This window comes from Chitinilyticum aquatile DSM 21506, from assembly GCF_000430805.1.
GTDB classification, from domain to species: domain Bacteria; phylum Pseudomonadota; class Gammaproteobacteria; order Burkholderiales; family Chitinibacteraceae; genus Chitinilyticum; species Chitinilyticum aquatile.
The window spans coordinates 284324-305802 of sequence record NZ_AUMS01000004.1; the positions used below are offsets into that span (position 1 = coordinate 284324).

The window sequence follows — 21479 nt, forward strand, 5'->3', positions numbered from 1 at the left end:
TTCTGTTTTGCGGAGAATCCGATGACGAGCAAAGAGGCAAGTCATGGTGATGATCAGGACAGACCGGACTGGCATTCCCTGTCTACGGAGGCGGTACTGGCGGAACTGGCCTGCGATGTCCACCGTGGTTTAAGCCGGCAGGAAGCCGTGCACCGGCGCGCAAGTCACGGGCCAAACAGCTTGCCGGAAATCGCGCGCAATCCCGCCTGGCAGCGTTTCCTGCTGCAGTTTCACAACCCGCTGATCTATGTGCTGCTGGGCGCGGGTGCGATCACGACGGCGCTGCGGGATTATGTCGATGCCGGGGTGATTTTCGGTGTGGTGCTCATCAATGCCGTCATCGGCTTCATTCAGGAAGGCAAGGCCGAGCGGGCGCTCGACGCGGTGCGTACTATGCTGCCGCAGTACGCCACCGTTCTGCGCGAGGGCGAGCGGCACGAAATCGATGCGGCCGATCTGGTTCCCGGCGACCTGGTGCTGATCGAATCGGGTGATCGTGTTCCGGCCGATCTGCGGCTCGTCCGTGCGAAGAATCTGCGCCTCGTCGAAGCGGCGCTGACCGGTGAATCGCTGCCGGTGGAAAAACAGCTCCAGCCTGTGCCTGCCAATGCCGGGCTGGCTGATCGTACCTGCCTTGCCTATTCGGGCACGCTGACGGCGTACGGGCAGGGGCTGGGCGTGGTCGTGGCTACGGGCTGCCATACCGAAATCGGCCGCATCGGCACACTGGTCAGCGAGGTGCAGGTGCTGGCCACGCCGCTGACCCGGCGGCTGGATCAGTTTGCCCGGCAGATCACGGCCTTCATTCTTGGTGTTTCTGTGCTCACATTTGTCTACGGACACTGGGTGATGGCGATGCCGGTGCTGGATATTTTCCTGGCCGTGGTGGGGTTGGGTGTCGCCGCGATCCCCGAAGGCCTGCCGGCCATCGTGACCATTGTGCTGGCCATCGGTACACGCATCATGGCACGCAACCGCGCCATCATCCGCCGCCTGCCGGCCGTGGAAACGCTGGGCTCGGTGACGGTGATCTGTTCGGACAAGACCGGCACGCTCACCCGCAATGAAATGACCGCCGTGCGGCTGATCCTGGCCGATGGTGATGTGACCATCAGCGGTGCCGGCTATGTGCCCGAGGGCGGCTTTCACCGGGATGGTCAGACGCTGGATGCTGGCGAGGATGCCGGGATCATGGCGCTGGCCCGTTGTGCATTGCTGTGCAATGACGCCCAGCTCGTGCATCGCGGTGAGCTGGGCTGGCAATTGCTCGGTGACCCGACCGAAGGCGCCCTGCTGACGCTGGCGCGCAAGGCCGGGCTGGATCCGGAACTGGTGCTACCGCGCCATTTGCGTCTTGATGCCATTCCGTTTGAATCCGAGCGCCGCTTCATGGCCACGCTGCACCACGACGAGCATGCTGGCCAGTTCCTGCTGCTGCTCAAGGGCGCTCCTGAGCAGGTGTTCGAACGGTGCTGCGAACAGGCCGACGGGTTACCGCTTGTTCGCGCCGCCTGGCTGCAGCGCATGGAGCAGGCCGCTGCAGCGGGCGAGCGTGTCCTCGCGCTGGCGCAATGCTGCCTGCCGGCTAGCAACGGGGTGCTGACGCTGGATGGCATCGGCCAGAATTTCACCCTGCTGGGCCTCGTTGGCATGATCGATCCGCCCCGTCCGGAAGCCATTGCTGCGGTGGCCGAGTGCCGGCGTGCCGGTATCCGCGTGAAGATGATCACCGGCGACCATGCCGTGACCGCCAGAGCCATCGGTGACCAGCTTGGGCTGGCTCCCGGGCTGGCGCTTGCCGGCGAACAGATCGCGCGCATGGATGATGCGGCCTTGCGCCAGAGTGCGCACGATTGCGATGTGTTTGCCCGCGCGAGCCCCGAGCACAAGCTGCGCCTGGTGGCGGCACTGCAGGCACAGGGCGAGCTGGTGGCGATGACAGGCGATGGCGTCAACGATGCGCCGGCGCTCAAGGCTGCCGATATTGGGGTGGCCATGGGCAACAAGGGGACTGATGCCGCGCGCGAGGCATCCGATCTGGTGCTCACCGACGACAATTTCGCCACCATTGCCGGTGCCGTGCGCGAAGGCCGCGTCGTATTCGACAATATCAAGAAATCGCTGCTGTTCATTCTGCCGACCAATGCCGGCGAGGCGGGCGTCATCCTGCTGGCGGTGTTTTCCGGCCTGTCGCTGCCGGTCACGGCCGGGCAGATTCTGTGGGTCAACATGATTACCGCCGTCACCCTCGCGCTGGCGCTGGCTTTTGAACCTGCCGAGCACGGCATCATGTCCTGCCCGCCTCGACCGCCGCACCAGCCGCTGATCACCGGTGCGATGGGTTTGCGGATTCTGTTTGTCAGCCTGCTGATGGTGGCAACCACCTTCAGCGTGTTCAACTGGGAGCTGGCGCAAGGCAGCAGTCTCGAAAGTGCACGTACTGCTGCAGTCAATATGCTGGTGGTGGGCGAACTGGTTTACCTGTTCAATGTGCGCCACTTCACCCGTTCCGGATTCAATGCCGCAGCCTTGCTGGGCAACCCGGCGGTGCTGTGGGTCTGCAGCATTCTGGCGTTGTTCCAGTTGCTGTTCACCTATCTGCCGGCCATGCAGCGACTGTTCCTGACCGAGGCACTGGGCTGGGCATCCTGGGGAATGATTCTGCTGCTGGCCATGCTGCTGTTTCTGGCGGTGGAAGCCGAAAAAGCACTCTGGCGATTTTTCCGGGTCTACCGGCTGTAAAGCCGGTCGGCTGCTGTCGATAGAATTGTTTGCATGTATATGGCTGCAGCCCTTATTCATATAGGGCTGCAGCCATATACACTGTGTTATTTCGGCTTCAGTGATGTTTGGCATGCACTATGCTGCTTGTCTGGCTCTGCGCGCCGGGTAGCATTTCCGGTCACAGGCTGGATGGTTGCTGGTAAGCTCGGCTTCATTCGTTTCATTCACCCTGGAGTACCAGCTTGAATCCTTCGACCATCCAGATGATTGCAGCGGCGCTGTTTGCCGTGGCGATCCTGCATACCTTTTCCACCAAGTATTTCGACCGGCTGGCCCACAGTGGCTCGCGCCATGCCGGCATCTGGCATCTGCTGGCCGAAGTCGAAGTGGTGTTCGGCTTCTGGGCAATGGTGCTGATGGTGTCGTTCTTTGCCATCGAGGGCTCCGCGCCCGCCAAGGAATACATCAACAGCCGCAACTTTACCGAGCCGCTGTTCGTGTTCGCGGTGATGGTGATTGCGGCTACCCGCCCCATCCTGCAGGTATCGGCCAAGCTGGTCGATCTGCTGGTGAAGCTGCTGCCGCTGCCGGGCAGCCTGGCGTATTTCCTCGTCATCATGATTGTCGTGCCGCTCTTGGGCTCCTTCATCACCGAGCCGGCGGCGATGACACTGGCGGCGCTGATGCTGTCCGAGCGCTTTTTCTCGCGCGGCATTTCGGCCAGGCTGAAATACGCCATGCTGGGCGTGCTGTTCGTGAACATCTCGATCGGTGGCACGCTGACACCCTTTGCCGCTCCGCCGGTGCTGATGGTGGCCGGGGCCTGGGGCTGGGACATCCATTTCATGCTCACGCAATTCGGCTGGAAGGCCGCGCTGGCGGTACTCACCAATGCGCTGCTGCTGGCCGCGCTGTTCTGGAAGGAGCTGGCCGAGCTGCAGCAGGAAGAAGACTCCGGTGCTGCCGCTCCGGTACCACTGGCGCTGATCGCCACCCACCTGATGTTCCTCGCCGGCGTGGTGGTATTTGCCCACTATCCGCCGATCTTCATGGGCCTGTTCCTGTTTTTCCTCGGTATCACGCATGCGTATGCCCGCCATCAGGATCGCCTGATCCTGCGCGAAGGGCTTCTGGTCGCCTTCTTCCTGGCCGGGCTGGTGGTGCTGGGCGGCCTGCAGCAATGGTGGCTGCAGCCGGTGCTGATGAGCATGAGCAGCGATGCGGTGTTCTTCGGTGCGACGGCGCTGACTGCCTTTACCGATAACGCGGCGCTGACTTACCTCGGCTCACTGGTGCAGGGCCTCAGCCCCGAATTCCAGTATGCGCTGGTGGCCGGTGCGGTAACGGGTGGTGGCCTGACCGTGATTGCGAATGCGCCCAACCCGGCCGGCCTGACCATCCTGCGCGGGCATTTCGACGGCGGCACGGTGAATGCCGGCTATCTGGCGCTGGCGGCGCTGGCGCCGACCTGCGTGGCCGCGCTGGCGTTCCGCCTGCTGTAGTTGGCTTGCGCTTGCTAGCCTGAGCAGTGAAGAGCCGGCTTGTAAGCCGGCTCTTTCTCATGCAAGGATGGGTCTGTCACAACCCGTGCCCGTTTCAGGCAGGAATTGTGTCTTCGGCAAGCTGCGTCAGTACATGCTGCAGCATCAGTTGTTCCAGCTGGTAAAAGCCCGCTGGCTGTTCCAGCAGGCGCTGCAATGCAAACACGGCACCGGTGCCGAAGGCATGGCGGCTGATGGAATCGTGCACCAGCCGCACTGTCTGGTGCGGAAAGCCGAACACCACTTCATGGTGGCCTACCACACCGCCCAGGCGCAGCGAAGTGATGCTGGATTCCTCAATGTCCAGCGCCGTGGCCAGCCGTTTGGCCGTGCCGGAGACTTCGTGCTTGCTGCGGAAGTGTTCTTCGACAATCGCGATGTCGACCCAGGGGGCGATTTTCTTGAGGCTCTTGGCGGCAATCAGCAGGAAATTGATGCCCAAGGTAATGTTGGGGCTGCACAGCACGCGGGTCTGCCGGCCCAGTGTCTGCGCCAGCGCGAGCTGTTCCGGGGTATGAGCCGAATTGGCCGAAACAATGGCGATGCTTCTGGCCGCCGCTGGCGGGCCATAGGCTTCGATGCTGTCGGGGCTGGAAAAATCGATCAGGGCGTCAACCGGTTTGCTGTCGAACAGTTGCGCGTAATCGTCGCTGGAGGTGCAGCTTTGCTGCAGGTCGGGGAAGGGGTCGCCAGAGCGGGGGGGCGAGCGGCGGGCAATCCAGGCCAGGTGAATGTCTGCGTGTTCCTGAAGTACCTCTGCCACGGCCCTGCCGGCTTTGCCAAAGCCGATAAGTCCGATGCGTAGCACAATTTTCTCCTGTTACGATCCGCAATAATTATTGCGAGGATGGTTACAATCAGGGAAAACACGGATCAAGTCAAGCAATAATCCATGATGAATGCTTATGACTTGCGGACTTCCCCTATAGGAACACGCTGCCGGGCAGTACAGAATCCCCTGAAACAGACCATAACACTTCAGGGAGTCAGGGCATGCAGGATCTGGTAAATCTGATCAACAGCTACGTCTGGAGTCCGGCACTGGTTTATCTGTGCCTGGGCGTTGGCGTGTATTTCTCGATTCGTACCCGCTTCATGCAGGTGCGCCATCTGCGCGAAATGGTGCGGCTGATGTTTGACGGCAAGGCGTCCGACGAGGGTGTTTCGTCCTTTCAGGCACTGACGATGACGCTGTCCGGTCGTGTGGGCATCGGCAATATCGCCGGTGTGGCGACCGCCATCGCCTTTGGCGGCCCCGGTGCGGTGTTCTGGATGTGGATGGTGGCGTTCCTCGGTGCCAGCACCTCGTATGTCGAGTGCTGCCTCGGCCAGATCTACAAGACCAATGTCGATGGCCAGTATCGTGGCGGCCCCGCCTATTTCATCGAAAAGGGCCTCGGCATGCGCTGGTATGCGATTACCTTTGCGTTGGCGACCATCCTCGGCTGCGGCCTGCTGCTGCCGGGCATGCAGGCCAACGGGATTGCCAGTGGCCTCAATAACGCCTTCGGCATCACACCGGCCACAACGGCACTGGGTATCGTGATCGTACTGGGGCTGATCATTTTTGGCGGCGTGAAGCGCATTGCACGTTTTGCCGAAATCGTCGTTCCCTTCATGGCACTGGGCTACATCCTGATGGCCGCCGTGGTGATCGCGCTCAATATCGGTCAGTTGCCGGAAATTCTGCGCCTGATTGTCAGCTCGGCAGTCGGCGCTGAAGCCGGGTTTGGCGCGATGCTGGGTCTGGCCATCCAGTGGGGCGTGAAGCGTGGTGTGTATTCGAACGAAGCCGGCCAGGGTACCGGCCCGCACGCGGCCGCCGCCGCCGAAGTCAGCCACCCGGCCAAGCAGGGCATCGTGCAGGCGTTTGCCGTGTATGTGGACACGCTGTTCGTGTGCTCGGCTACCGCCTTCATGATCCTGATTACCGGCAAATATAACGTCGTGAATCCGGCCGGCGGTTTTCTTGCCAACGGACTGCCTGGCATCGAGGCCGGCACGGGTTTCACGCAGTCGGCGGTGGAAAGCCTGTTTCCGGGTTTTGGCTCGATGTTTGTCGGAGTAGCGCTGCTGTTCTTTGCCTTCACCACCATTCTGGCTTACTACTACATCGCCGAAACCAACGTCACCTATCTGCTGCAAAAGCATGCCGGTAGCGGCACCGCGCAGTTTCTGCTGAAAATCATGCTGCTGGCCACCGTGGTCTATGGCGCGGTGCGCACGTCCGATCTGGCCTGGGGCCTGGGCGATATCGGCGTGGGCCTGATGGCTTGGCTGAACATCATCGCCATCCTGATGCTGCAGAAACCGGCACTGAAGGCGCTGGATGATTACGAAGCGCAACAGGCCAAAGGCATCGAGCCGGAATTCGATCCGCGCCCGCTCGGTATCGAGAATGCCGATTACTGGGTGACGCGCAGCGACAATCTGGTCGACGAGGGTGACCCGCGTAAATAGCAGGCACTGCTACAGCAAAGCGATATAAGCGCAATTTCTGTTAAACACGCGCCGGAAAGCGCTGGCATCATGCCGGCAGTTTTCCGGCGTTGCCGTTTCTGCCGTTCCCGTTTTCACCCATCAAGCAGCGAGTTTCCCGTGCCGAACTGATCGAACCCGTTTTTGCCCTCCATTGCCGCATGGCAGCCGCTGCCGTGCGCCGGAGGCATATTGCCCGTTTTCTCCCCGCGCACCAGCAGGCGCAGCGGACGGGCCGGTTTGTCTTTCTGATTCGGATCATGCGATGCGTTCTTTACTCTCGACCGCGCGGCTGACGCTGCGCACATTTACCCCCGCCGACCACGGTGATTTTCATGCCCTCGGCAGCCAGCCCGACATTGCGGCCTTTCTGCCCAACTGGGTGATGAGCGAAGCACAGCTGCACGCTTATCTGGCTGACTGGCAGCAACGTTACCGGCAGTTCGACCCGGAGCGCCCCTGCTGGCTGTATGCCATCTGCCTCGATGGCAGCGGTGAACTGATCGGCTGGATTGGTTTCTGGCCGAATGTCTTTGCCAGCCCTTATCCCGAACTGGTGTATGCGCTTGATCCGTGCCATCGCGGCCAGGGCCTTGCCGCCGAGGCGGTGGCCGCGTGCTGTGCTGAACTGTTCGGGTGCAGCCCGTCTTTGCCCGGTGTGGCTGCGCTGCTGGAGCCCGGCAATCACGCCTCGCTGCGGCTGGCCGTGCGCAGCGGTTTCATTTCGCAGCCGCCGGCTGCGGGTGACAGCAGCGGCAAATATGACTGGTACATCCTGCCCGCGCCGCGGCACACCGGCTCATCAGCCATCCCGACGAATTCCACACATCAAGGTTTAACCATGCTTGCCAATCTGACAACTGCGCGGCTGACGCTGCGTCGCTTTACTTCTGACGACTTTGACGCGCTTTTCGCGCTGACCCGCCAGCCCGAAATCACCGACATCCTGCCTGACTGGGCGATGAGCACCGAGCAGCTGCAGGGCTATCTGCACTGGTGGCAGGAAAACTACCCCAAATTTGATCCGCAAAAGCCGGAGTGGCTCTACGCGGTCTGCCTGCCTGATTCCGGCGAGCTGATCGGCTGGGTTGGCCTGTGGGAAAAGGAAGGGCTGGATTCACCGTTTCCCGAAGTCGCCTATGCACTGTCACGCGATCATCGCGGCAAAGGGTATGCCTCTGAGGCCGTTTCTGCTGCTTGTTCCGAGTTATATACCTGTTGCCCTGATCTTCCGGCCATTGTCGCCATCGTAAAGGAGTGGCATGCGCCGTCACGCGGCGTGATTACCCGCGCCGGTTTTCTGCCGCGCGGCAGCACGACCCTGCCCGATGACGGCGAATTCGATTTCTTCGTGCTGCCGCGGCCCGGGCTGGTGCGCAGCCACGGCGTCAGCCTCCGCAAGGCCACACCGGCCGATGCACCGGTACTCGCCGCGCTGCATGATGCCGCCTTTGCCGACCATTTCCGGCGCTGGGGGCCATGGAATCCGCTGGACAGTACTGCCGAAAGTGCAGCGGGCTATGGCAGCCCGCAGATGATCTGTTACCTGCTCAAGGCCACGCAGTATTTCTGCATCGAAAGCGGCGGTGTGCTGGCTGGCGGCATCGCGGTGGAAGGGCCGTTTGCGGGTGTCGCGCATGTGGCGTCGTTCTACATTGACCCGGCATTGGGCCGGCAGGGCATTGGCCAGCAGGCGCTGCGACTGGTGGAAGCCGAGTTTCCCGATGTGCGCTGCTGGGACCTGGCCACCAGCGCCGCCAGCGAGGATAACGCCCGTTTTTACCAGCGCTGCGGTTATGCCGAAACAGCCTGCGAGGATGGCTTCCGCTACTTCCAGCGTCGCCTGCAGGAAGCAGAAGACCGGCCGGGCTGGCGCAATGGCGTCGTGGAAACCGCGCCGGCCTGGTATGACAGCGCGTTGCTGCAGGCGGTGTTTTTCGGCTGCGGGCTGCCGGATGTGGTGTTCGACAATTGCAGCCTGGTCGATGCCCGTCTGCATAATGTGAATGCCACGGGCCTGCGCATCGGCGATGCGCGGCTGGCCAGGGTGGAGCTGTGCCATGCTTCGTGGGGTGGTGCCTACCTGCACGATCTCGCGCGTGGCTGGAATGGCGATCCCGAGCCGGTCAGCATCGAGCGCTGTGATCTGGGCAGCGCGCGGATCGCGGATTGCGACCTGCGTGGCGCACGCATCGAAGGCGGCCAGCTTGACGGCCTCGTGATCGACGGCGTGCCGTATTCCGAGCTGCGCGCAGCGTGGGAAGCCAGACAGGCCAGCCTGCCAGCTGCCTGAGCGGCTTGAACTAGTGCGCAGGGACTGGCCCCAGGCTGGCCCTGTGCGCTGCGATCTTCCACTTGCCCCAATGGTATCCATGGCAAATGGATGTTTGGGTATATGGCCGTAAAGCATTTATATAAAGGGCTATGGATATATACCCGGCGTGATGCGGGGCTACCCCACGGTTTACCGCATGCGCCTTCCAGCCATCAGGCAGCCGGTGCGGTGCCCCCCTTGTCCTTGGCTGGCTTGCCGGCGCGGCGCAAGTCGGTATCCAGCTGCTTGATCTGCTCGGAAATCAGCTGCACGCGGTCCCAGATGTCGTGGTCGAGCCGGATCTTGTGCTGCATGGCGCTGATGACCGGGATCAGCGCATGTTCATAGGCATGCGCCAGCCCCTGCAGCACTTTCACCATTTCCGGTTGCGGCTCGATGTTCACCTCGGGGCGGATGGCGCGCAGTGCGTCATCGATGCGTGTGAGGCCGTCACGGCATTCGCGCGCGATCACCAAACCGGGCTGCGTCTTGTCGAGCTGGGCACCAATGCCGGCCAGCGCGTCGGCGATGCGCAGGCTGCCGCGCTCGTCGGCGAGCCGGGTGTCAATGGCACTCAGCATTTCGGCCAGGTGTGACACCTGTTGCGCGATCTTGGTCGCGCCGTCGGCGTCGGCGCCGCCCATGCGCTTGTGGTGCAGGAAATCGCGCTTGATCTGCGCCCAGCGCTCGGCCTCCTGCGGTGTGAGTGCGCCCTGCAGTTCGGCGAGCTTGAGCAGGTTTTCCTCGGCGCCGTGTGTCAGTGTCTGCGCCTCGCCCAGATAGTGGTCACGCACCAGATTGATGAGTTCGGCCTCGTTCATGATGGCCGACACGCGCGCGGCCAGCTTGGCCATATTGCGGTAACTACCCTGCAGCTTGAACGGCGGCTCGACGCGGTAGGCGTCAGCCTGCGCGGCAGACGCAATGTAGGCGGCATTCACCTTCATCAGCAGCTCGCGTACCACGAACAGCTTTTGCAGCACGCTGACGATTTCACCGGCTTCGGCCGCGCCGTAGCCGTGCTTGAAGTCGGTGAGCGGCACGCTGTCGCCGGCAGCCATGCGCAGGAACAGCGCGATGTCGGCCGGGTCGCGGTTGGAGAGCGGCGCCAGCACCGGGTTGGCGGTGAGGCTGTTTTCGATGTAGGACAGCGCAAACAGCGCCTCGCGGCCCGAGAGCACATCGCCGAGGTTGTAGATGTCGGCGCGGTTGGCCAGCATGTCCGGAATGCGGAAGGCTTCGCCGGTTTCGGTGTACGGGTTGCCGGCCATCACCATGCAGAAGCGCTTGCCGCGCAGGTCGTAGCTGCGCGCTTCACCGCGCCACAACCCTTCGATGCGGCGTGTGCCGTCGCACAGTGCGATGAAGCGTTGCAGGAATTCGGAATTGGTGTGCTGGATATCGTCCAGGTACAGCATCACGTTATTGCTCATCGCCAGGCCGAAGTTGAGCTTTTCCAGCTCCTGGCGCGCGGCGCTGTTGCCGGCCTGCGCCGGGTCGAGCGTGGTGACGTCGTGGCCCAGTGCCGGGCAGTTGATGCGCACGAACACCAGCCCGAGCCGGTTGGCGACGTATTCCATCAGCGTGGTCTTGCCGTAGCCCGGCGGCGAAATCAGCAGCAACAGGCCCATCAGATCGCCACGGCGGGATTCGCCGGCGGTGCCGATCTGCTTGGCGAGGTTGTCGCCGATCAGCTGCAGATACACCTGGTCGATCAGCTGGTTGCGCACGAAGCCGGACAGCGGTTTGGCCTGGTATTGCTCCAGACGCAAGGCTTTACGGTGCTTGTCGACGCATGCCTGCCGCAGTTTCTGCAGCTCGGCAAACTGCGGCACCACCTCGTGCTCATAACTGGCGAGGCGATGGCGGAATTCGTTGAGATCCAGCGCCAGCTGCCCGTCCTGCACGCGCGCGTGTTGCCCCAGCAGACCGGAGAGCGTGATGGTCAGCGCCACATTGATGCGGCGACGCGGCAGCTCGACCAGCAGGATCGCGGCGGCTTCCGGTGCGTAGTTTTGCGGCAGGTTCAGGCTGGCGGCAATGGCCTCGCACCAGTGCAGTGCCAGCTGCCAGCGCTGCGCCAGCGTGCCGGCTTGCAGACCTTCCTGCAGCGCGCTGCTGGCGCCACGACGTTCGACTTGCTGACGCAGTTGCGCGACCAGATCAAGCGCATCGCCGCTGGCCACCCAGTCGGGCTGGCCGCTGGTGAGTTCAGCCAGCAGGTAATTGGCGCTGGCGGAGAGCAGCGCGCCCGCCAACGGCAGGCCTTCGCGCTCCGCAAAGGCCGAGCAGAGTGCACGCAGGCTGTCGCGCAAGGCATCAAGCGCGGCGTTGTGGCCGAATTCCTGCGCGATGCGCCGCGCATTGTCGGCGCGCACGCGCCACACCGCCTTGTCGTTTTCCCACACGCCGAACTGCCAGCACAGCACGGCCAGTGCGCGCGGCAAGGGACCGAAGCGCAGCAGGCCGGCATCGCGATCCATCGGCAGCAACGCGGCGAGGATCAGACTGGCGTCATGATCATGCACGCCCTTCTGATAGCCTTCCTGATAGCGCGGCGCGGCGTAATCGCGCACCAGCGGCAGCAGCCCGGCATCACTGTTCAAGGCGGCAAACAGGGTATCGCCCTGCAGCTCTCCGGCATGAAGGGCTTTGAGCATATGCCATGCCAGGTATTCGGCGCGGTACACGTCGTCGTTTTCCGACACCAGCGCCTGCGCCCAGAAGGGCTTGAGCGCATCCAGTGCCGCATCGCGCACCGGGTCGTAGAACTCGGTGCCGGTCACGTGCAGGCACAGCTCGCCATCGCGGTTGACCAGCGTGAGGTCAACGGCCTGCGTGGCGACCGTGAAGGTGTGCTTGCCGAGCCGAATACCCTCGGCCGAAAACAGCTCCCCCTTGTCGCGCTGGATGCGCACGGCGTTGTCGCGCAGTGTTTTGGCACGGGCTTCCAGCGTATCGGCCTGTACGCCGTCGCCCAGTTCGCGCAGTTGTTCGAGCAGGCCGCGCAGCTTGACCACCATCGGGTCAGCGGCGAAATAGCTGTGCAGTTCCTCTGCAGTGGCAAAGCGGCTGATGCGCTTTTCGATGCTGGCCAGAATGCGCTGCGCGGCGGCGGCCAGCGATTGTGCGCGTGCCTGACGGGCTTCCAGCAGAATCTGCCGGCGGGCGGCGAAGGCTTCCATCACCGCTTCGCGCTTGGCGAGAATGTCGGCGAGGAAGGTTTCCTGGCCGCCAAAGCGGGTTTCCAGGTCTTCGAGCTGCGTCAGCAAGGCCGTTTGCGCGTCGTCGCACTGCTCAGGGCTGGCGGCCAGATCGAGTGCATTGGCGACGCTTTGTGCGAAGAGCTTGAACTGCGCGCCGAATTCGGCGCTGGATTCGGCCACCGCCAGCGTGTCGCGGCGGCTGCGGGCGGCGGCGCGTACCTGGTTTAGCCGCGCATACACCTCGCTGACCGCATCGAGAATGCGTGTGCGTACCGTCGGATCGCCACTTTCCAGCCCCGACAGGAGTTCGGTCAGCAGGTCGAGCCCGGCGGCGGTGGCGTCCAGCGCCTGCAGTTGCGGCTCCAGCAGCGCCACGCTGGCGACCACCGGCAATTCGCCGGCGATGCGCTCCAACTCCTGGTGATACGGCGCAAAGGCCTTTTCATCGGCCAGAAAGCGGATCGTCTCGTCGGCGATGCGTGTTTGTTCTGCGGCCAGCGCGTCGTCGAGTTGCTGCACGCGTACCAGATCGATGTAGCGCTGCTCGCGCAGGCCCAGCAGCTCGCCGCGCTGGCGGCGCAGGCGCGCCAGCACATCGACAAACTGCTGTGGCAAACGCCAGATGGTCGCGGCGATGTCGGTCAGCAGCTGCTTGTTGCCGGCTTCGGCCTGCGCCAGTGCCTGCGCGGCCGCCTTGCGGATGCTCTGCACCTTGTCGAATTCGTCCAGCGTCAGCCTGGCCGTTTCGGCAATGGCTTTCAGCGCGCGATCAAGATGGCCGGCCTCTACGCTGTCCAGCCAGAAATAGCCGTCGAGAATGCGCGCAATGGCGCGCAGCAATTCTTCGTATACCAGCCGGCTGGGGCTTTGTTCGCGCGTGCTGCGGGCAATGCCGTACAGCTCGGCAATGCCACGCACCAGCTCGGCATTGCCGATGCGGCCGAAAAAGCCCGGCGGCGGCGCACTGGCGGCGTGCTCCTCGCTGCAGAAGGGTGTGGCCCACAGCTGCATCGGATGGGTGCGGCTGGCTTCTTCGCCCTCCGCAGTAAACAGCAGCACGCGGCCATCGTCAAAGCGCGCGTAGCCATTGGAAAACAGCGGCGACGACAGGGTTTTCTCGATCAGGTTGTAACCCAGCAGTGCCAGCCGGCCCGCTTCGGGCGCGTAGAACACATACAGCACGTCCTCGCCATTGGGTGAGCGGATCATGCGCTTGAACTTGAAACCGCTCACGTCCTCGGCAAACGTCTTGTATTCGCCGCTTTGCAGATAGCAGCCGCCCGGAAACACGATGCCGTGATCTTCCGGCAACTGCACGCAGGATTGCCCGATCTGGTCGATGCGCACCACCTGCTGGGTGCGGGCATTGAACACCAGATAGCGGTAGTCGGTTTCGCGGTAGGGCAGGATTTTCAGCAGGATCAGTGAACCGAGCCGCGCGTAGCTGATTTCGGCATCGTTGAGCGACTGGTGCGCATCGGTGACCGGCTCGCTGTAGATCCCACGGCCGACGTCGGTATTGTTTTCAACCTTGACCGTCAGGTCGCCACCGATGGTTTCGACGAACAGCGTATCGAGCACATTGACGTGCGGGTGCTTGCCGTTGACGTGATCAGCGCGCGTCGTCGGCGTCCATTCGAAATCGTGGGATGGGGGGAGAACGATGTCACGCTCGCCGCGATTATCGATGTATTGCGCCACAGCCCCTGATTTGTCGAGCTGCCAGCGGAATACCCTCACATCGGTCAGCCGCTCGCCAATCCGGAAGGCGACCAGCAGTTTTTCGGCGGTAACGCGCAGCTGCAAGAGGCTGGCGTTCTTGTAATACGCATAGAGTTCGCGGAAATCGGCGGTGAAGCGCGGGTCGTCCAGAAAGCTGCCAGCAGTTGCCACCGTTTCCAGCTCGATCTGCTCGCCTTCGCCAGTCAGGCGATACAGGCTGAATACATCGTCAATGCGCGTTTCCTTGCGCAGGCCGATGTAGACGTTGTAACCGAACAGCAACAAGTCGCCCACGCGCACCAGATCGCGCGCCACACAGTTGTTTTCGGTGCGGGCGCGGGTACGGCCCAAGAGGCGCAGATCGGCACGGCCAAAGGCAGCAAGGCGCGCCTCGTTGAGCTGCCCGGTTTGCGCCGCCAGCGCCTCGCCCTGGGTCGCCAGGCGCTGGCGCAGCAAATCGTAACCGCCACTGGCGGCGAGGTCCTGGTCTACGGTGGTCATGGCGAATGCCCGGAATCGTTATTGAGGTGGATTTGAATGGATGCAGCAGCAGGTGGTGATCAGATTTTCACCAGCAGCACCTTGATAAACAGCGGCAGGAACAAAGTGACAAGACAAGCCATCCAGAACCAGCCCAGGTAGCGCGTAAAGCGGCAGAGTCTCTGCAGACGCAAGCTGGGAATCTCGGCGACCTGCCGGCTTCGCAACAAGGGCGGGACCACATGCAGGGCACGAAATTCGACTCCGATATTGCTGTCCATGGCACCGAGATACTCGTTCAGCCACTGCGGGTGGGAGTCCTGCAAGTTGCCATGAATGTGGTTGCACAGATAGAGATAGAGCAGAAAACCAGCCAATGTACCAAGCAAGGCAAAAGGCATCAGATAATCAAGAAAGAAGCTTTCCATGACTGTTCCTGTTTCCGGTTCCGGGGCAAGCACTCAATCTGCCGGTTTCTGCAGATACGCCAGCAACTCCGCACGCTGCGGATGTGCATTCAGCCAATCGCGCGTGGCCTGCAGGCGCGCGAAATCATCTGCACCGAAGCGTTCGCGGTAGCGGGCGTGCTGGCGCTGGCGGGTTTCTGCCTCACGGATGCTGCGCTGGCCGGCATCGCTGAGCACCTGCAGCAGCGAGTGGGTGGAGCCGGTACGCACGAGCGCAGCCCACTCGGCAGCATCGATCCAGACTGAATGGCACGGCGTACAGCGGTCCAGCCGTGCCGAGTGTTCGCTGGACAGACGGTATTTCTGCAGCAGCGCACCGCATTGCGGGCAAAACAGCGCTTGCGGCGAGGTTTCCGCCAGTGGCTCGCTGCCGGTGTCCGGCAAGGCTTCGTCCTCGTTTTCAACGCGACGCTGCAGCCAGCGCTGATAAGTGGCCAGATCAAGCCAGATGCCGCCGTCCGCCGGGCTGACCAGCGCGGCAAGGCCGGGAGCGATGTCCTGTTTCTGCAGATCCTGCTGATTTACGGGTGATTTCATTATTAAATACCTTGCTGTGTATATAGCCAGAACCATTTTCAATGAATGGTTGCTGGCATATACCCGTGAAATTATGGCTCGCACTGTACGGTAGTGGCCTTGCCGCCTGCCGCACATCGCCCTCCGGTTTACTGCGCGGGCTTGAATGACTGCAACAGCTGCGCCAGTGCCTGCTGCGTGGCCGGGTTGCCGTCGGTGCCCACCTTGTGCAGGAGGCTTGCCACCGAGAGGTTCTGCAGCTCATCGGCCGAATTGCCCAGACTGCCCAGCAAGCCCTTGGCGTCGGTGATCAGGTCGCGCTCGCCGGCCAGATGATCCTTCAGTGCCAGCTGCAGCGTGTCGCTCTTGGCAATCGTGCCGTCGATGGCCTTGCCGATGGCCAGCGAGTTGACGAATTTGCCGAAGTAATCGCCTTCGCCGCCGACGATGTCGATGCGCGCCTTGGACAGCGCTTCGCTGAGCACCATGGCTTGTTCGCGGGCGATGCCGGTGTTGGCTTCGATGGCCTTCATCGTTTCGATGTGCGCGTAGTCCAGACGCAGGCGGAACTCTTCGTGCGCGCGCACCGCGTCGCTCATGCTCTGCATCGCGCCGAACTTCTCGGCCAGACCCTTCGATTCGGCCGCCAGACGTGCCTCGATTACCGCGGCTTCGGCTTCACCGCGCTTGGTCACGGCAAAGGCTGTCGCTTCGCCCTGCTTGGCGACCGCATCGGCGTCGGCTGCTTTCACCTGCACATCGGCCAGACCCAGTTTCTCGCGGCCGGTGGCTTCGGCTTCCATTTTCAGGCGCAGCGCTTCGGCTTCGGCCGCGCCCTGCTTGGCCACCGCGTCGGCGTCGGCGATCTTGATGCGGGCTTGCGCCAGACCATCCTTTTCCTTCGCGTCGGCCTGCACCAGCATGACCTTGGCAGCGGCCAGCCCTGGCGCAGCACCGAGCGCTTCCACGCCTTCGGCTTCGCGTTTCTTGGCTTCGGCATCCTTCTCGGCGACCTTGAGCTTGGCGTCGGCCAGCGTCATTTCTTCGTTGGCCTTGAACTTGGCGCGGCGCTCGTCGGCTTCCGCCGCCTTCACCTGCAGCACCAGCTGTTCTTCGGCCTGGGCTTCGGCGCCGATCACCACGGCCTTGCGGGTGCGATCGGCCTCGGCCACCATGCGCAGTTCCTTGATGGCTTCTTCCTGCTCGGCGACCGTGCGCTCGACCACGATGCGCTCGCGGATCACATCGGCAATCGCCTTTTTCTCGACTTCGATGGCGCGTTCCTTGTTGATTTCCTGCAGCGCCACTTCACGTTCGCGGTCGACGATTTCCAGCGAGCGGGCGCGGGTGACCTTTTCTTCCTCGATGGCCACGGCGCGCTTGCGGTTGTTTTCGGCGACTTCCTTCTCGCGCTGCATGTTCTCGGTCTGTACGGCGATCTGCTGGTCGGCCTGGATGCGTGCCAGCTCTGCCTTGGCGTGCTCCTCGGCGGTCACGCGGTCGGATTCGGCCTTCTCGCGTGCCTGTACCGAGGCGATTTCGCGCTGCTGGCGCGCTTCGGCTTCGGCCTGCTGGCGTTGCAGTTCCAGAATGGTTTCTGTTGTTTCCACGTCCTTTTTCTTGATCTGCATCTGCTCGTTGCGCTGCAGCTCGTTGGTGGTGACGTGCTGGATGGCGGTCAGCTCGGTGATCTTGCGGATACCCTGCGCGTCCAGAATGTTGTTCGGGTCGAGGCGATCCATCGGCGTCTGTTCGAGGTAGTCGATCGCCGCGTCTTCCAGCACATAGCCCGACAGGTTGTCGCCGATCTGGCGGATGATTTCATCGCGGAACTTGTCGCGTGCCTGATAGAGGTCTTCGAAATCCATCGCCTTGCCGACGGTTTTCAGTGCTTCGGCAAACTTGGCGGCAAACAGCTCTTCCAGCGTTTCCTGGCTGGATGCGCGCTCGCAGCCCACGGTCTGCGCGACGCGCAGCACATCTTCGGCGGCCTTGTTCACGTGTACAAAGAAGGTGACTTCGATGTCGGCGCGGATATTGTCGCGGCAGATCAGCCCGGCGTTGCCGGCGCGCTTGATGACGATGGTCTTCAGCGAGATGTCCATCAGCTCCATCTTGTGGATGACCGGATAGACCATGCGCCCGGTGAAGGTGACTTCGGGCTCGCTGCGCAGCGTGTTCACGATCATCGCCTTGCCCTGTTCCACCTTGTGGTAGAACTTGATGAACATGAGAAAGCCGCAAAACAGGACGAAGGCAAAAATGCCGATCGCCAGCAGAATGGGGGTCATGGCTGCTCCGGTATCAAGTAATTCGTTCATGGGTATTGGTCCAAAGGTCAACAATTAAAACGGCTGTATCAATATACCCCGTCATCAAACTCGGTGACGGTGAAGGTGTCGCTGGCGGCGTCGTAATCGGTAATCAGGGCACGGCTGCCCCTGGCGAGCGCATTGGGGCTGGCCGCACTGATGCGGATATTGAAGGGCGCACCGCCGCTGGCCACCTCGGCGCGACCGAATTTCTCGTCGACGCTTTGCGTGCTGACCTTGCAGACACTGCCGACCAGCACCGCCTTGTTGATGGCGTTGTGCGTGACAAAGAGGCCGCGCAAGGGGCGTAGGGTGATGGCGGTGGCCGGCAGCGCAAGGGCGAAACTCACTAGCAGCAGCACCGCGCCCAGCAGGTAATGCAGCAGCAGCGGCAGCCAAAGCAGGAACTGGTGCACCAGCGCGGAGGCCAGCCAGCCATAGAGCGCAATCAGCGTCACCACCAGCGAGAACGGCACACCTCCCAGACCCATCGCCATCAGCTTGGCGGCAATGTCACCCATTTCATGACCGTCAGCGTGCAGCTCGGCGTGGCCGTGGTGGTGAAAATGCAATGCATCGTCGACCAGCCCAAGCAGCGAGGCCAGCCAGTACAGCAGTGCGACACCCAGCAGTACCGTCCAGATGGCGGTGGGAAAGGTGCTTATCGTTTCAATCAGGCGGTCCATGATGGTTTCCACGTGAGGGGCGGCGCCGGCCGCAGGGGCTTGCCGCTTGCTGCCTGTTCAGCGTGAGACGAGGCTCACCGCTTCATTGTTCTTCTTCGCGCCATAGTGACGTTTTGCAGGCGGCACACAGGATCTTGCGCCGGAAGTCGGTGTATCGCAGCAGGCCGACATCCAGCGTTTGCGCGGCTCCGCATTGCCGGCAGCAGGTCGAGCCATGCCGCGCGACATAGTCTTCCTTCGCCGGTAATCGCCCCCAGTCACGCTGTGCGCCCGGTGAATAAATCACCAGCATGTAAAACAGCGCCATGGCCAGCAAGAGCAGCGGCAAGCCAAGAAAAATTGCAAACATCATACGCTTCCCTTACGTGCAAACTCAATCAGAGCCTGTTGCACACGTTCCTTGATATCCAGCCGCTGGCTTTCATCAAGTCCGTAGCGCCCGGCGAGGATGCGATAGTCGTCGTCCGACAGTGTGACGGTCAGCCGCGGGCGCTTGGGCCGGCCCGATACGGGCAAGCCCAGCACCTTGCGGATCTGGTCCGAGTTGCTGAGGTTTTCCTCGAAGGCCGCACGACGAACGGCCTGCAGAACCTCATCCTCGACATCAAACGCGACCTGGACGGCGCGGATCGCCGGCGCGGATGCCTTCCAGCGCTCCGGCAGTTGCTTGGCACTCATTGCTCGCCTGCCGCTTTGTCAGCAGGGGCCGCTTGCGCCTCATCCGTCGCGGCTTCCGCATTACCGGCACGACGCGCTTTCAGCCGGGCCAGGACTTCGTCCTTGCGGGCACCGGTATCGCCAATGCCGGCGTCGGCCAGCCGTTTCTCCAGCGCCTTGTTGCCGAACTCGGCATCGAGTTCTTCGGCGGCAGCCATGCGGTCGGCCATCTGGGTGTGGCGCTGCTTGATGCGGTCAAGCGATTCGCGGGCATTGCCCAGTTTGGAAGCACTGCTGCCCATGCTGGTGGAAATCGACGCGGTCGCGCGATACACGCTCTCGGTCGTTTTCGCGACAGCCAGCTCGCGTTCGTGCTCGCGGATGCGCGTTTCGGCCGTGCGGATCAGGCCCTTCAGATTGACGATGTGACCGGCAAATTCGGCCTGCGCCTTGATTTGTGCGGCGCGCTCGGTTTCCAGCTCGGCAATGTGGGCGGCAACATCTTCGGCGAGCTTTTCCTCGGTCTTGTCGAGCGCCGCAAGCGCGTGCTCTTCATAGCGCGCGACTTCCTTGTCGAGGCGCTCGATTTCGCGCTGGGCGGCTTTTTCCTGTGCCATCACCAGAGTGAGATCCTGTTTGGCCTTGGCAATGGCGGCCTTGGACTCGTGGATTTCCTGTTCGTAAATGCGGGTGGCGTTGTTGTCGACCACGCTTTCACCGATTTCACGGGCGCTGCCGCGCAGGGCGGTCAGAATCTTGCTGAATACGGACATGATGTTCTCCTTTCGCTTAATTCAGGTACTCGGCCATGGCTTCGAGCGCATCGATGGCGTTGTCACTCAGCGCCAGCAGGTCCTGTACCAGATCGTCGGTGCCGGCATCGCAGGCCAGCGCACCGTAGAGCAGGTATTTGTCGCCGATGCGGCCAAAGGACGACAGTGGAATCGCCACATTCAGGTCAAGCATGGCTTCCAGCAGCTCCAGGCGCCGGGCTGGCTGCACATCGCGCTCGGTCCAGACATAGCAGATACATAAAAGCTGGCTGTCGGCCTGGGTAATGAAAATCGGCAATTCTTCCCGGCCGGCTACCGTGAGGCGGAATACCTCGACCTCACCGGCAATCCGTTCGGTTTCCACCGCCCCCAGAACGGCGGCCAGCTGCTGGCCGGCAAGCTGAATGCGTTGATGCAAAGCAGTTTCCATGACACCTCCTTGCTGTTGATGCTTCACAGTAGAATTGTCGACATATAATGTCAAGACATTTTATGACGAGCAGCGCTGCTTGTTGCCGTTGCGAATTTCCGCTGCATCTCCAGTTACAATCAGGGCCTGTTTCTGTCTTCCAGCTCAATCGCCATGCCTGCCCAGCCCCCTGAACGCAAATCCCTGCTGCACCCGCGCAACCCGCATCAGGGGCGCTATGATTTTGCTGCGCTCACAGCTGCCGTGCCCGAGCTGGCGCGCCATGTGAAACGCAATCCGCTGGGCGAGCCGACCATTGATTTCGCCAACCCGGTGGCGGTGAAGCTGCTTAATAAGGCATTGCTGGCGCTGCACTACGGCATCACCCGCTGGGATATTCCGCCGGGCTATCTGTGTCCGCCGATCCCGGGGCGGGCCGACTACCTCTGCCATCTGGCCGATCTGCTGGCCGGCGACTTTGCCGGTACGCTGCCGCAAGGGGACAAGGTGCGCGGGCTGGATGTCGGTGTTGGCGCCAATGCCATCTACCCGATGCTGGGGCGTGCGCTGTTTGGCTGGCAGTTTGCCGGTGCCGACATTGATACCCCGGCGCTGGACAATGCCGCGAAGATCTTTGCCGACAACCCAGTGCTGGCTGGCGGGCTGGATTGCCGCCTGCAGCGTGACTCGCAGGCGATCTTCCGCCACATCATCCAGCGCGGCGAGCGTTTCGATTTCACATTGTGCAATCCGCCGTTTCACCGCTCTTCCGAGGAGGCCGCGGCCGGCAGTGCGCGAAAGTGGAACAATCTGGCCAAGGCCGGGCGCAATCTGGGCAAGGCGGCCACGACCAAGCCGGTGCTCAACTTCGCCGGCCAGGCGCGCGAGTTGTGGTGCCCCGGTGGCGAGGCCGCCTTCATCCGCCGCATGATTGCCGAGAGCCGCCAGTTCGCGCGCCAGTGCCTGTGGTTTACCACGCTGGTTGCGCGCAGCGAAAACCTGCCGGGCCTCAAACAGGCTTTGCGTGCCACGCCGGCCGTCGACGTGCGCGTGGTCGATATGGCGCAGGGCCAGAAAAGCAGCCGCATTCTGGCGTGGACCTTCCATGACGAAGCCGCGCGGCAAGAGTGGGCGGCGAAACACTGGGGCTGAACGGAAACCGGGCCGGCCTGCGATTGACCTTGTCATGCTTTC

At 62.4% G+C, this 21479-nt stretch carries 15 protein-coding genes; 5 read left to right on the plus strand and 10 right to left on the minus strand.

What is annotated here, in order from left to right; translation table 11 throughout:
• The first annotated feature begins 21 nt into the window (after positions 1–21).
• Together H559_RS18875 and H559_RS0104135 are read left to right on the plus strand one after the other, a co-directional pair.
• Complete coding sequence (locus H559_RS18875) at positions 22–2742, plus strand: cation-transporting P-type ATPase (protein ID WP_051278916.1); 2721 nt, start codon at positions 22–24, stop codon at positions 2740–2742.
• A gap of 224 nt (positions 2743–2966) precedes the next feature.
• The gene (locus H559_RS0104135; RefSeq protein ID WP_028451647.1) at positions 2967–4226 is read left to right on the plus strand and encodes a putative Na+/H+ antiporter; all 1260 of its coding nucleotides are present in this window, start codon (positions 2967–2969) and stop codon (positions 4224–4226) included.
• Between the two features lie 94 nt (positions 4227–4320).
• On the opposite strand, the gene H559_RS18880 is transcribed toward H559_RS0104135, so the two are convergent.
• Positions 4321–5073 carry a 4-hydroxy-tetrahydrodipicolinate reductase gene (locus H559_RS18880; RefSeq protein WP_051278917.1) on the minus strand — a complete coding sequence of 251 codons (753 nt, stop codon included), beginning with the start codon at positions 5071–5073 and terminating at the stop codon, positions 4321–4323.
• 185 nt (positions 5074–5258) lie between these two features.
• Between H559_RS18880 and H559_RS0104145 the strand changes: the two genes are divergently transcribed.
• The gene (locus tag H559_RS0104145) at positions 5259–6725 is read left to right on the plus strand and encodes an alanine/glycine:cation symporter family protein (RefSeq protein WP_028451648.1); all 1467 of its coding nucleotides are present in this window, start codon (positions 5259–5261) and stop codon (positions 6723–6725) included.
• A 283-nt stretch (positions 6726–7008) separates the two neighbouring features.
• A complete protein-coding gene (locus H559_RS0104150) occupies positions 7009–9036 on the plus strand; it encodes a GNAT family N-acetyltransferase (protein ID WP_028451649.1) in 2028 nt (675 codons plus the stop codon).
• A 194-nt stretch (positions 9037–9230) separates the two neighbouring features.
• Here the strand turns inward: H559_RS0104150 and H559_RS0104155 are convergent, their stop codons facing one another.
• From H559_RS0104155 to H559_RS0104195, 9 genes are all read right to left on the minus strand, one after another.
• A complete protein-coding gene (locus H559_RS0104155; protein ID WP_028451650.1) occupies positions 9231–14486 on the minus strand; it encodes a DNA repair ATPase in 5256 nt (1751 codons plus the stop codon).
• A gap of 59 nt (positions 14487–14545) precedes the next feature.
• Entirely contained in the window at positions 14546–14893 is a 348-nt protein-coding gene (locus tag H559_RS0104160) for a hypothetical protein (protein WP_028451651.1), read from the minus strand.
• 33 nt (positions 14894–14926) lie between these two features.
• On the minus strand, positions 14927–15469 hold the full coding sequence (locus H559_RS18885) for a TFIIB-type zinc ribbon-containing protein (RefSeq protein ID WP_051278918.1): 543 nt from the start codon (positions 15467–15469) through the stop codon (positions 14927–14929).
• Positions 15470–15597: 128 nt separating this feature from the next.
• Entirely contained in the window at positions 15598–17739 is a 2142-nt protein-coding gene (locus H559_RS0104170) for a flotillin family protein (RefSeq protein WP_028451652.1), read from the minus strand.
• A gap of 68 nt (positions 17740–17807) precedes the next feature.
• The gene (locus H559_RS0104175; protein ID WP_028451653.1) at positions 17808–18446 is read right to left on the minus strand and encodes a hypothetical protein; all 639 of its coding nucleotides are present in this window, start codon (positions 18444–18446) and stop codon (positions 17808–17810) included.
• 82 nt (positions 18447–18528) lie between these two features.
• Positions 18529–18798, minus strand: coding sequence for a hypothetical protein (locus H559_RS18890; protein ID WP_155845285.1), 270 nt, complete (start codon positions 18796–18798; stop codon positions 18529–18531).
• Positions 18795–19124, minus strand: coding sequence for a hypothetical protein (locus tag H559_RS0104185; protein WP_028451655.1), 330 nt, complete (start codon positions 19122–19124; stop codon positions 18795–18797). The genes H559_RS18890 and H559_RS0104185 overlap by 4 nt, the downstream gene beginning before the upstream one ends.
• Complete coding sequence (locus H559_RS18895) at positions 19121–19876, minus strand: PspA/IM30 family protein (RefSeq protein ID WP_051278919.1); 756 nt, start codon at positions 19874–19876, stop codon at positions 19121–19123. The genes H559_RS0104185 and H559_RS18895 overlap by 4 nt, the downstream gene beginning before the upstream one ends.
• A gap of 16 nt (positions 19877–19892) precedes the next feature.
• Positions 19893–20306: a DUF2170 family protein gene (locus H559_RS0104195; RefSeq protein WP_028451656.1), complete on the minus strand. Its 414-nt coding sequence runs from the start codon at positions 20304–20306 to the stop codon at positions 19893–19895.
• A gap of 153 nt (positions 20307–20459) precedes the next feature.
• On the opposite strand from H559_RS0104195, the gene rlmF reads away from it, so the two are divergent.
• Entirely contained in the window at positions 20460–21437 is a 978-nt protein-coding gene (rlmF, locus tag H559_RS0104200; protein ID WP_028451657.1) for a 23S rRNA (adenine(1618)-N(6))-methyltransferase RlmF, read from the plus strand.
• The last annotated feature ends 42 nt before the right edge of the window (positions 21438–21479 follow it).

Bases quoted from the DNA above. Each gene is read 5' to 3' on its own strand.
- H559_RS0104170 (WP_028451652.1), bottom strand. From the start codon at position 17,739: ATGACCCCCATTCTGCTGGCGATCGGCATTTTTGCCTTCGTCCTGTTT.
- H559_RS18890 (WP_155845285.1), bottom strand. From the start codon at position 18,798: ATGATGTTTGCAATTTTTCTTGGCTTGCCGCTGCTCTTGCTGGCCATG.
- H559_RS0104145 (WP_028451648.1), top strand. From the start codon at position 5,259: ATGCAGGATCTGGTAAATCTGATCAACAGCTACGTCTGGAGTCCGGCA.
- H559_RS0104175 (WP_028451653.1), bottom strand. From the start codon at position 18,446: ATGGACCGCCTGATTGAAACGATAAGCACCTTTCCCACCGCCATCTGG.
- H559_RS0104160 (WP_028451651.1), bottom strand. From the start codon at position 14,893: ATGGAAAGCTTCTTTCTTGATTATCTGATGCCTTTTGCCTTGCTTGGT.
- H559_RS18895 (WP_051278919.1), bottom strand. From the start codon at position 19,876: ATGTCCGTATTCAGCAAGATTCTGACCGCCCTGCGCGGCAGCGCCCGT.
- H559_RS0104185 (WP_028451655.1), bottom strand. From the start codon at position 19,124: ATGAGTGCCAAGCAACTGCCGGAGCGCTGGAAGGCATCCGCGCCGGCG.
- rlmF (WP_028451657.1), top strand. From the start codon at position 20,460: ATGCCTGCCCAGCCCCCTGAACGCAAATCCCTGCTGCACCCGCGCAAC.
- H559_RS0104150 (WP_028451649.1), top strand. From the start codon at position 7,009: ATGCGTTCTTTACTCTCGACCGCGCGGCTGACGCTGCGCACATTTACC.
- H559_RS0104155 (WP_028451650.1), bottom strand. From the start codon at position 14,486: ATGACCACCGTAGACCAGGACCTCGCCGCCAGTGGCGGTTACGATTTG.
- H559_RS18885 (WP_051278918.1), bottom strand. From the start codon at position 15,469: ATGAAATCACCCGTAAATCAGCAGGATCTGCAGAAACAGGACATCGCT.
- H559_RS18875 (WP_051278916.1), top strand. From the start codon at position 22: ATGACGAGCAAAGAGGCAAGTCATGGTGATGATCAGGACAGACCGGAC.
- H559_RS0104195 (WP_028451656.1), bottom strand. From the start codon at position 20,306: ATGGAAACTGCTTTGCATCAACGCATTCAGCTTGCCGGCCAGCAGCTG.